At 63.7% G+C, this 11,372-nt stretch carries 9 protein-coding genes; 8 read left to right on the forward strand and 1 reads right to left on the reverse strand.

The features are described from left to right. Positions 1–45 precede the first annotated feature (45 nt). Positions 46–1,314, forward strand: a complete 1,269-nt coding sequence (locus BMY03_RS10775; protein ID WP_023630575.1) for a malic enzyme-like NAD(P)-binding protein — start codon at positions 46–48, stop codon at positions 1,312–1,314. Between the two features lie 221 nt (positions 1,315–1,535). Here the strand turns inward: BMY03_RS10775 and BMY03_RS10780 are convergent, their stop codons facing one another. Beyond that, positions 1,536–4,004: a penicillin-binding protein 1A gene (locus tag BMY03_RS10780; protein ID WP_376780466.1), complete on the reverse strand. Its 2,469-nt coding sequence runs from the start codon at positions 4,002–4,004 to the stop codon at positions 1,536–1,538. A gap of 169 nt (positions 4,005–4,173) precedes the next feature. On the opposite strand from BMY03_RS10780, the gene pilM reads away from it, so the two are divergent. The 7 genes from pilM to BMY03_RS10815 all read left to right on the forward strand — a co-directional run bounded on the left by pilM (position 4,174) and on the right by BMY03_RS10815 (position 11,153). Continuing rightward, the gene (gene pilM / locus BMY03_RS10785) at positions 4,174–5,070 is read left to right on the forward strand and encodes a type IV pilus biogenesis protein PilM (RefSeq protein ID WP_094011030.1); all 897 of its coding nucleotides are present in this window, start codon (positions 4,174–4,176) and stop codon (positions 5,068–5,070) included. Further along, complete coding sequence (locus BMY03_RS10790; protein ID WP_023629541.1) at positions 5,067–5,606, forward strand: PilN domain-containing protein; 540 nt, start codon at positions 5,067–5,069, stop codon at positions 5,604–5,606. The genes pilM and BMY03_RS10790 overlap by 4 nt, the downstream gene beginning before the upstream one ends. After that, positions 5,603–6,523 (forward strand): pilus assembly protein PilP, encoded by a 921-nt coding sequence (locus BMY03_RS10795; RefSeq protein ID WP_052062231.1) that lies wholly within the window; start codon positions 5,603–5,605, stop codon positions 6,521–6,523. Before BMY03_RS10790 ends, BMY03_RS10795 begins: the two co-directional genes overlap by 4 nt. A 49-nt stretch (positions 6,524–6,572) precedes the next feature. Further along, positions 6,573–7,796: a type IV pilus secretin PilQ gene (locus tag BMY03_RS10800; RefSeq protein ID WP_023629542.1), complete on the forward strand. Its 1,224-nt coding sequence runs from the start codon at positions 6,573–6,575 to the stop codon at positions 7,794–7,796. 4 nt (positions 7,797–7,800) lie between these two features. Continuing rightward, positions 7,801–8,319 carry a shikimate kinase AroK gene (gene aroK, locus BMY03_RS10805; protein WP_038706967.1) on the forward strand — a complete coding sequence of 173 codons (519 nt, stop codon included), beginning with the start codon at positions 7,801–7,803 and terminating at the stop codon, positions 8,317–8,319. A gap of 95 nt (positions 8,320–8,414) precedes the next feature. Next, a complete protein-coding gene (gene aroB / locus BMY03_RS10810) occupies positions 8,415–9,512 on the forward strand; it encodes a 3-dehydroquinate synthase (protein WP_023631794.1) in 1,098 nt (365 codons plus the stop codon). Between the two features lie 15 nt (positions 9,513–9,527). Next, complete coding sequence (locus BMY03_RS10815; RefSeq protein ID WP_094011031.1) at positions 9,528–11,153, forward strand: AAA family ATPase; 1,626 nt, start codon at positions 9,528–9,530, stop codon at positions 11,151–11,153. Positions 11,154–11,372 lie beyond the last annotated feature (219 nt).

The raw sequence follows: 11,372 nt of genomic DNA on the forward strand, positions 1-11,372 counted from the left end.
TATCCTCGGCGGTCCGTCAGAACAGTAAATAGCGGAATGCCCATCATGTCAGACCTGAAAACCGCCGCTCTCGAATACCACGCTCAGCCTCGTCCGGGGAAACTGAGCGTCGAGCTCTCCAAGCCAACCGCCACCGCCCGTGACCTCGCCCTGGCCTACAGCCCGGGTGTCGCCGAGCCTGTGCGCGAGATCGGCCGTGATCCGGAGCTGGCCTACAAGTACACCGGCAAGGGCAACCTGGTTGCGGTGATCTCCGATGGCACCGCCATCCTCGGTCTGGGTGACCTCGGCCCACTGGCCTCCAAGCCGGTCATGGAAGGCAAGGGTGTTCTGTTCAAGCGTTTCGCCGGTATCGATGTGTTCGATATCGAAGTCGAGTCGGAGAGCCCGCAAGCCTTCATCGACACCGTTCGCCGCATCTCCATCACCTTCGGCGGCATCAACCTGGAAGACATCAAGGCACCTGAGTGCTTCGAGATCGAGCGCACGCTGATCGAGCAGTGCGACATTCCCGTCTTCCACGATGACCAGCACGGCACCGCTATCGTTACCGCGGCCGGCATGATCAACGCCCTGGAAATCGCCGGCAAGAAGCTCGAAGACGCCAAGATCGTCTGCCTGGGCGCCGGCGCCGCGGCCATCTCCTGCATGAAACTGCTGGTGAGCATGGGTGCCAAGGTCGAGAACATCTTCATGATCGACCGCAGCGGCGTGATCCACGCTGGCCGCGACGACCTGAACCAGTACAAGGCCCAGTTCGCCCACGCCACCGACAAGCGCACCCTGGCTGACGCCCTGAACGGCGCAGACGTGTTCGTCGGCTTGTCCGGCCCGAACCTGCTGAGCGCGGAAGGCCTGAAGTCGATGGCCGCCAACCCGATCGTGTTCGCCTGCTCGAACCCGGACCCGGAAATCGCCCCGGAACTGGCTCACGCCACCCGCAGCGATGTGATCATGGCCACCGGTCGTTCGGACTACCCGAACCAGGTCAACAACGTACTGGGCTTCCCTTTCATCTTCCGTGGGGCCCTCGACGTTCGCGCCAAGCGCATCAACGAAGAGATGAAGATCGCTGCCGCCATCGCCCTGAAGGACCTGGCCAAGTTGCCGGTGCCGAAGGAAGTCTGCGAGGCCTATGGCGTTCAAGGACTTGAGTTCGGCCGTGAGTACATCATTCCGAAGCCGCTGGACGCGCGCCTGATCACCGTGGTTTCCGATGCCGTGGCCAAGGCCGCCATCGAGTCCGGTGTGGCCACCCTGCCGTATCCGAAGCACTACCCGCTCAAGAGCGTGGATGACGTGTTCAACGGCTGATCCAGTCGTAGCGTCATGAAAAAGCCCCGGCTCGCAAGAGTCGGGGCTTTTTGTTGGGCCTGGGTTATTGCGGGGCAGGCCTGCTCACGCGGAGTTCAATGCCATCCCTTTCAAGGCGATCGCGTCAGGGCTTGCTGGTGCTCGCCAACAGTCTTGCAGGCCTGCCAGATCGAGCGCCGCCCGCGCGGCGCTCGATCTTGAGAGCGCTGCAAGGTTGCCCGTTAGAACAGATCCATCGGCGCTGCTTCGTCTGCCGGCAGCGGGCTGCCCGGTGCTGCACCGTTACCCAGTTCGTCCGCCGACGGTGGCGAGTCCTCGGCCTTGAACAGTTCGAAGTAGGCGTTCGGCGTGCTTGGTGTGGCGGCGCGGCCGCTGATCGGGTCGACGCGCAGGCTGAGGATGCCCTCGGGTTCGGCTGGTGGATGCTCGGGCATGCCCTTGAGCGCGGCGCCCATGAAACTCATCCAGATCGGCAGGGCCACGGTGCCACCGTATTCGCGACGCCCCAGGGTTTCCGGCTGGTCGAAGCCGACCCACACGGTGGTGACATAGTCAGCGTTGTAGCCTGAGAACCAGGCGTCCTTGGATTCGTTGGTGGTGCCGGTCTTGCCCGCCAGGTCCGAACGGCCGAGGGCCAGGGCGCGGCGGCCGGTACCACGCTTGATTACGTCCTGCAGCATGCTGGTGAGGATGTACGAGGTACGGCCGTCGATGATCTGCTCGGCCACGGCGGGCACCTGGGGCACCTGGGGCACTTGGGATGCCGGGGTGACCTGGCCTGCGGCCGACGGCGCCTCGCCTGGCATCGGGGCGGCGCTGATGGGTGCCTCAGGTGCGGCGAGGCCGACCTGGTCTTGGCTGCCCTGCGGCACGCGTGGCGGGTTTGCTGTGAACAGCGTTTCGCCGTTGCGGCTCTCGACACGCTCGATCAGGTACGGGCTGATCTTGTAGCCGCCGTTGGCGAAGGTGCTCCAGCCGGTGGCAATCTCCATCGGCGTGAGCGTCGCGGTGCCCAGCGCCAGCGACAGGTTGCGCGGCAGGTCCTGCTTGTTGAAGCCGAACTTGGCGATGTAGTCGATGGTGCGATCCACGCCCATGGCCTGCAGCAGGCGGATCGATACGAGGTTGCGTGACTTGTACAACGCCTCGCGCATGCGGATCGGGCCGAGGAAGGTGTTGGTGTCGTTCTTTGGACGCCAGACCTTGTCCAAGTACTCGTCGACGAACACGATCGGCGCATCGTTGACCAGGCTGGCGGCGGTGTAGCCGTTGTCCAGCGCGGCGCTGTAGACGAAGGGCTTGAAGCTCGAGCCCGGCTGGCGCTTGGCCTGCATGGCGCGGTTGTAGTTGCTCTGCTCGAATGAGAAGCCGCCAACCAGTGCGCGGATGGCGCCATTGTAAGGGTCGAGGGTGACCAGCGCGCTCTGGGCGCCGGGAACCTGACTGAACTTGAGTTTGCCATCTTCCAGGCGTTGCAGGCGCACCAGGTCGCCGACCTGGGCCACATCGGCCGCTGATTGCGGCGAGCGTCCTTGGGAGTTGCTGTTAAGGTACGGGCGGGCCCATTTCATGGTGTCCCAGGCCACGTCTTCCTCCAGACCGGCGCGGGTCATCACCTTCAGGCCGTTCTTCTCGACCTGGGTGACAATGGCGGGCTCAAGGCCGCCGAGGGTGCGTTGCTTGTTCAGTTCCTGCAACCACGCCGTGCGTGTCTTGCCAGGGAAGCGTGCCTCCGGACCGCGGTAGCCGTGGCGTTCGTCGTATTGGCTGAGGCCGTTGAGGACCGCGCTGTTGGCCATCTGCTGCATGTCGCTCGGCACTGTGGTGGTGACCCGGAAACCTTCGGTATAGGCGTCGCTGCCGTAGCGACCGACCATCTCGGCGCGGGCCATTTCGGCGACGTACGGCGCATTCACTTCCGGGGTCGGCACATGGTAGCTGGCATTCAGCGGTTCACCCAGGGCGGCCTGGTAGCTGGCCTCGTCGATCTTGCCGAGCTTGTACATGCGCCCGAGGATCCAGTCGCGGCGCTCCTTGGCGCGTACCGGGTTGGCCAGCGGGTTGAAGCGCGATGGGGCCTTGGGCAGACCGGCGATCATGGCCATCTGCGCCAGGCTGACGTCGCGAATCGACTTGCCGTAGTACACCTGCGCCGCGGCATCGATGCCGTAGGCACGGTTGCCCAGGTAGATCTTGTTTACGTACAGCTCGAGGATTTCGTCCTTGGTCAGTTCCCGCTCGATCTGCAGGGCCAGGAGAATCTCGTTGGTCTTGCGCGAGAAGCTGCGTTCGCTGGTAAGGAAGAAGTTCTTCGCCACCTGCATGGTGATGGTGCTGCCGCCGCTCTGGATATGCCCGGACTTGACCAGCTGTGAGGCCGCACGCATGAGGCTGCTGGGGTCGACGCCATAGTGATTGAGGAAATTGTCGTCCTCGGCGGACAGAAGCGCCTGGATGAATTGTGGGGGAATTTCCTGGAACTTGATCGGCGAGCGCCGCATCTCGCCGAACTCGGCGATCAGCTTGCCGTCGCTACTGTAGACCCTCAGGGGGATTTGCAACTGGACGCTTCTGAGCGCGTCGACCGAAGGCAGGTTGGGACTAAGATACAGAAACGCACCGCTCACACCGAGTACGAGCGCGCAGATGACGGCGACGAGAGACCACCAGAAGAACTTCAGCAGGCGTATCAAGGCTTTTGGGTGTCCAGGTTGAGAGTGGATTGCGCGCAGGGCCGGCGGACAGGAAAAACGCTGGCCATTATAAGCATTTTTCGTCCCGCCGGGTGACCGCCCGGGGAGAGCGACGACCGTCTGCACCGCAAGGGTTCAGGCAGCCAATGACCAGGAAGGAACAGCCATGCTTGGACGCTTTGGCAGGGACACCGGTTCACTGCTGGGGGTGGAAATTACCTCCGACGCCATACGAATGCTGCACCTGCGCCGCCAGCGTGGCGGTTGTCGGGTGGTGGGCTGGGCGCACGAGCGCCTTGGGGCAGCGTCAGGTAGCTCATTGGAGTTTGATCAGATGGAGCGCCTGGTCGCGGGTTTGCGGCAGGCCCATGCCCGGTGTCGAACTTCGCAGTGCCGGGCCGCCCTGGCGTTGCCTGCATCGCAGGTCATCTGCAAGGTTTGCCGCCTGCCTGCCGGGTTGCCCGGCCATGCCGTCGAAGCTGCCTTGCTCGCGCAGGCCGAGCAGCTGTTTCCCTTTCCTGTGGAGGACCTTGCCCTGGATTTCCAGGTGCATGGCCCGTGCGTGGAGGATGTCGGGCAGGTCGAGGTGTTGGTGGTGGCCTGTAGGCAAAGTCAGCTCGACCCACTGGAGCGCGTGTTCGCGCAAGCCGGCTTGCAGTTGGTGGCCGTGGAGGTGGACAGTTTCGCGTTGCGGCGGGCGCTGGTGCCTGAGCCGCAGGCAGGCGACATAGCGCTGCTGCAGTTGGAGCCGGACGAGGTGATCCTGCACCGTTGGCAGGGAGGCCGCGTGCCGCATCGGCAGCGCATTGCCTTGCCTTCTATGGAACGCTGGGCCGAGGCTGTCAATGGGCTCTGGCAGCCGGATATCCAGGGCGCGTTTGAGCAGGTTGTTTTGTTCGGGGCCGCCGCCGATGAGGCTCGAGCGGCAGACTTGTCGGAGCATCTGGGCGTGAAATGCCATGTCGGTCGCCCGGGCCCTCTGGTCAGCGGTTTCGATGAAACCAGCGTGCCCGCTGCTGCCATGGCTCTTGCCTGTGGTTTGGCAATGGGAGGCCCGGTATGAAAGGGCGACTGAACCTGATGCCCTGGCGCGAACAGCGCAGGGCAAGCGCTGTGCGGCGATTCCAGATCACCTTGGTCGGCACGCTTGTGGTGGCGCTGTGCGGGGTGATGCTGCTTGATCGAATGGCGCGGTCGCGTCTGGCCAGGCAGGCGCAGGTCATCGCCACGCAGCAGGCGGCCGTTGAGCGGTTGGACGCTTCGCTGCGGCAGATCGATAAGTTGCGTGAAGCACGGGATGCGTTGTTGGCCCAGCAAGCGACGGTGTCTGCGCTGAGCGCCGGACGGGCGCAGTTGCCTGGGCTGTTTCGCGCACTGGAGCAGGCAATGCCCGAAGGCGCGCGCTTGACCGAGGTAGGTGTGGAGGACGGGCGTCTGCGCCTTGCCGGGTTGGCTGCCTCTGCTTCAGTGGTGGCCAGGCTTATGCGCAGCCTGGAGCAGGTAAAGATGGTGCGGGACCTGGAGCTTGTTCACTTGCGGCGTCATGGCCAGGGCGATGAATTCCTGCTGGCGGCACGCTTGTTGGCGGGTGAGTCATGAACCGCCCGTGGCCCCAGGATTGGCAGGGCCTGGTGGCCCGGTCTTGGTTGGTCCGGTGGGTGCTGGCAGTAGGGCTGCTGTTTCTGGTGGTTTTCGCGGGTTATATCGCCCGCTTGCGTGAGCCGTTCAATAGCCATGCCGAGGCAGTCCAGAGGCAGTTGCAGCTACAGGGTGTCTTGGCGGATGGGGCGGAAAAACTTGTCGAGCTTGAGCGAGCGCAACAGGCTCTGGAACAAGCCATGACCGGGCTGCAAGCGTTGCGCTGGCGATTGGCTGCGGGAGAGGGCATGAGTGAACTGCTCGACCAGCTGGCCTTGTCGGGTCATGAGCATGGTCTGTCATTCGAACGCATCGAAGTAAACGAAGCGCAGGAGGCAGCAGGATACCGTCTGCAGCCTTTGGAGATCAGCGTGCACGGGCGCTACCCGGCGTTGCGCTTGTGGCTTGAGCAGTGGCTGCAGCAGTTGCGGTTGTTGAACGTGCCCCAGCTCAGGCTGGCCTTGCAGGAAGAAGGCTCAGGAGAGGTTGGCGCACGATTGTTGATACATGCCTACCACCCAGGGGAAGAGCTTCCAGTGCCGGCTGCCTTGGCGGATGAGCCTGCCCAGGATGCCCTGTCGAAGGCCACGTTCGACCCATTTCAGGCCTGGTTGCCCGCCACACAGGGTAAAGAGCTGCGGCATATTCCCTTGGCGCGACTGGAAATGGTCGGAAGCCTGTCCCAGTCAGGGCGCCGGCAGGCATTGTTGCGTTCGGCGGGGCACTTGTATCGGGTTGGGCAAGGCGACCGGCTCGGATTGGATGAGGGGGTCGTGGTAGCCGTTGATGCTGGTCAGCTGGAGGTCCGCGAGCGGATCTACCTCGGCGGGCGCTGGCAGGCGCGTTATCGGTATCTGGTGCTTGAGAAGCGTGAGTAAGGAGAGGTCAGGGATGAGGCCGAGGCGATGGTTGAGTGGCTTGGGGTTGATGTCGAACATCCTGGCAGTGCAGGCAGCGCAATTCCAGGGTGAGCCGATATCGCTCAACTTCCAGGATGTCGAACTGCGCTCAGTGCTTCAGGTCATGGCGGAGCACGCCGGCGTCAACCTGGTCGCCAGCGATTCGGTGCAGGGGCGAATAACCCTGCACCTGGAAGACGTGCCTTGGGCCCAGGCACTTGACCTTGTGCTGCGCAGCAAGGGGCTGGGCCGGCGCCAGGAGGGCAACGTGCTGTTGATCGCTCCCGTTGCTGAGCTGGCCGGGCAGGCCCGGGGCATGGGCGAGGAGGTGTTGCTGGAGCCTTTGCGACGAGAGCTGATCCCTGTCTTTCATGCAAAAGCCGCCGAGCTGGCGGAACTGTTGCTTGCGAGCTTGGCCGATGACGGCATCCTGACTGGGCGCGGCAGCCTCAGTGTGGATGCACGGACCAACACGCTGGTGGTTACCCAGCCTGGCGAACGACTTGCCGATTTGCGAAGGTTGGTAGCGCAGTTGGATGTGCCGGTACGCCAGGTCATGATCGAGGCGCGTATCGTAGAAGCCAGTGTCGATTACGAGAAGGGCCTGGGTGTGCGATGGGGCGGCCCGTTGTATGGGGTGGACAGTCGCCTGGGTAGTGACCTGTTCGTCGACCTTGGGGTTGAACGGGCCACTTCCGGGCTCGGCGTGGGCCTGCTGCGCAGCGACATTCTGCTGGATCTGGAGCTCAGCGCCATGGAGAAGAGCGGCAATGGCGAGATCATCTCCCAGCCCAAGGTGGTCACGGCTGACAAGGAAACCGCCCGCATACTCAAGGGGACCGAAGTACCCTATCAAGAGACCACTCGCAGTGGGGCTACCTCCATTTCTTTCCGTGAGGCCTCCCTGTCGCTGGAGGTAACGCCGCAGATCACGCCGGATGGCAAGGTAGTGATGGATGTGCGCGTGACCAAGGACGAGCCCGACTTCATCAATGCACTCAACAATGTACCGCCGATCCGCAAGAACGAGGTTACGGCGAAGGTCCGGGTGACCGATGGGCAGACCATTGTGATTGGCGGCGTGTACTCGACGTCGCAGAACAAAGTGGTCGACAAGGTGCCATTTTTCGGCGATCTGCCGTATGTTGGGCGGCTGTTTCGACGCGATGCATTACAAGAGAAAAAATCCGAGCTGCTGGTCTTCCTGACTCCGCGTATCATGAGTGACCAGGCGATTGCTGTGAGTCGTTGATTCTGTGCGAAATTTGATACTTGTAGGGCCCATGGGCGCTGGGAAAAGCACCATCGGACGCCTGTTGGCCAAAGAGCTGCGCCTGCTGTTCAAGGATTCCGACAAGGAAATCGAGCTGCGAACCGGCGCCAATATCCCGTGGATCTTCGACAAGGAAGGCGAGCCGGGCTTTCGCGACCGAGAGCAGGCGATGATTGCCGAACTCTGCGCGCTTGATGGCGTGGTCCTGGCGACCGGTGGCGGCGCGGTGATGCGCGACGCCAACCGTGCCGCGCTGCACGCCGGTGGCCGGGTGATCTACCTGCATGCCTCGGTGGAGCAGCAGGTGGGGCGCACTTCCCGTGACCGCAACCGACCGCTGCTGCGCACAGCCAACCCGGAAGCCACCTTGCGTGCCCTGCTTGAAACCCGCGACCCGCTCTATCGCGAGATTGCCGACCTAGTGGTGGAAACCGACGAACGGCCACCTCGCATGGTCGTGCTCGACATTCTCGAGCGTCTGCAGAAGTTGCCGCCCCGCTGAGCGGGGTCTATCCTCGGCGACCAACGCCGAGACGGGGTTGAACGTCACCGCGTGGGGCCACAGTGCCACCGCGCCCAAGTACATTGTGGGGAAACATGCAGACACTTAAGGTCGACCTGGGCGAGCGTAGCTACCCGATCTACATTGGCGAAGGCCTGCTTGACCAGCCCGAGCTGCTGGCGCCGCACATTGCCGGCCGGCAGGTCGCCATCGTCTCCAACGAGACCGTCGCGCCCCTGTACCTCGAACGCCTGAGCAAGACCCTGGGTGCCTACTCGGTGCTGCCGGTGGTCTTGCCCGACGGCGAGGCCCACAAGAACTGGGAAACCCTGCAACTGATCTTCGATGCCCTGCTGACCGCGCGTCATGACCGGCGCACCACCGTGGTCGCCCTCGGTGGCGGCGTGATCGGTGACATGGCCGGCTTTGCCGCAGCCTGCTACCAGCGTGGGGTCGATTTTATCCAGGTGCCGACCACGCTGTTGTCCCAGGTGGACTCCTCGGTGGGCGGCAAGACCGGCATCAACCACCCGCTGGGCAAGAACATGGTGGGCGCCTTCTACCAGCCCAACGCGGTGCTGATCGATACTACCAGTCTGAAAACCTTGCCCGCGCGTGAGCTGTCCGCCGGTCTCGCCGAAGTCATCAAGTACGGCCTGATCTGCGACAAGCCATTCCTTGCCTGGCTCGAAGACAATATGCAGGCACTGCGTGCCCTGGACTCCGTTGCCCTGACCGAGGCCATCCGTCGCTCCTGCGCGGCCAAGGCTGCCGTGGTTGGCGCTGATGAGCGCGAATCGGGCGTGCGTGCCACGCTCAACCTTGGCCACACATTCGGCCATGCCATCGAAACACACATGGGTTATGGCGTCTGGCTGCACGGCGAAGCCGTGGCGGCCGGCACGGTCATGGCCCTGGAAATGTCCATGCGCCTGGGCTGGATCGACCAGCCGGCGCGTGATCGCGGAATTCGCCTGCTGCAGGACGCAGGATTGCCGGTGGTGCCACCACAGGAAATGACCCCGGCGCATTTCATGGAGCACATGGCGGTCGACAAGAAAGTGCTCGACGGGCGCCTGCGCCTGGTGCTGCTGCGCCAGCTGGGCGAGGCCGTCGTCACTGACGACTATTCGACAGAGATTCTTCAGGCCACGCTGGCGGCGGATTACCGCGCGATCGTGGCCCAGCTTTGAGGTTGTGACAACGCAATGACCAGTCTGCATGCCGATGAGGCGTTTCTCGATCATTACCAGCTGAGCCACGATCCGTTCGCCCCCCGGGTGCCCGGTTTCAAGTTCTTTCCCGCCCAGCGCAAGCCAGTGCTTGGCCAGCTGCATCATCTGGCGCGCTACAGCCAGCTGATGCTGGCGGTCACCGGCCCTGTGGGCAGCGGCAAGACCTTGCTGCGCCAGGCACTGGTGGCCAGCACCAACAAGCAGTCGGTGCAAAGCGTGGTGGTATCCGCCCGTGGTGCCAGCGACGCGGCCAGCGTGCTTGGCCAGGTGGCGCAGTCGCTGGGTGTGGCGCAGCCGGAAGTGCAGGCGATCCTGTCGCAGGTGGTGCAACTGGCGCTGACCGGCCAGGAAGTCTATCTGCTGGTGGACGATGCGGAACAACTGGACGAGTCGGCACTCCAAGCGTTGCTGGAGTTGGCGGCAGGCGTAGCTGAAGGACGCCCGCATGTGTTCCTGTTCGGCGAGCCTTCGCTGATCGCCGGGTTGGATGAGCTCAATGCCGATGGCGAGCGATTCCACGTCATCGAACTGGCCCCGTACAGCGAGGAAGAAACCCGCGAGTACCTGGAGCAGCGCCTGGAGGGTGCTGGCCGGGGCATCGAGGTGTTCACCGCCGAGCAGATCGTCGACATCCACGAAAACTCCGACGGCTGGCCTGGGAACATCAACCAGGTCGCCCGCGATACCTTGATCGAAGCCATGATCGCCAGCCGTACCACGGTCAAGCGACCATCCATGGGGTTCAAAATGCCTAAGAAACACGTGCTCGCGTTGTCCGCAGTGGTCGTGGTTGCCGTTGGCGCGGCGGTCCTGATGCCCAAGAAAGGCGACAAGGCCCCGGCCGACGCGCCCCCCGCTGCCCAGGCCCAATTGCCCCTGGGCCAGGGTGGCAACGGCGGCGCGCCCGCCATCGAGTTCTCCGGCTCCTCGCAGCCGATGCCGTTGCCGCTGGTCGGTCAGTCGCAGCCGGTGATGCGCGAACCGCTGGCCCAGGCCGCTGGCATGGGTGAAGGTGAAGACGGCGGGCCGGCCGACAACACTGCACTGCAGCCAGCCACGCCATCGGCTGCCGTGCCGCCGACCGTGACCACCATCGCGCCGCCGCAAGGTGCCACCGCCAGCCCTGCGCCGACTCCGGCCCAGCCGGTGACCAGCGCTTCGGTACAGCCGGTTGCGCCTGCGACAAAACCTGTAGCAACCCAGCCGGCAAAACCGGTTGCACCTGCCAAGCCAGCCCCGGCTCCGACCCAGGTCGCGAGCGCCAAGCCCGCAGCCAAACCTGCCGAGAAACCGGCTGCCGGCGGCGCCGGCAACGGCAGCTGGTATGCTGGCCAGAAGCCCGGTAACTACGTGGTGCAGATCTTCGGCACCAGTTCCGAGGCGTCGGCACAGTCGTTCGTCAAGGCACAGGGTGGCGACTATCGCTACTTCAGGAAAAACCTGCAGGGCAAGCCGCTGTATGTGGTGACCTACGGCAATTTCGCCAGCCGCGATGCCGCCGCTGCGGCAATCAAGAACTTGCCAGCCAAGGTCCAGGCTGGTAAACCTTGGCCACGTACCGTGGGCAGCGTCCAACAAGAGCTGGCCACGGCCCGCTGATACCTTCCGGGCGGCATCACCCCGCCGCCCAGTTGCTGAGCGACTTTCTAGCTTTCAACTAGCCTGCTGCGCCCGAGCGCGGCAGGCTTTTCTGTCCCAGACTGCCGGCCACGAGCCCTTTCTTGCAGTCCTGGCTGAAACGCTTCAGACTCCAGTCATGCCGCTATCACGGCGCACGACTTAAAAACATTCAAAATTGCGACATAAATTTTCAATGGT

This window comes from Pseudomonas soli (assembly GCF_900110655.1).
Classification (GTDB): domain Bacteria; phylum Pseudomonadota; class Gammaproteobacteria; order Pseudomonadales; family Pseudomonadaceae; genus Aquipseudomonas; species Aquipseudomonas soli.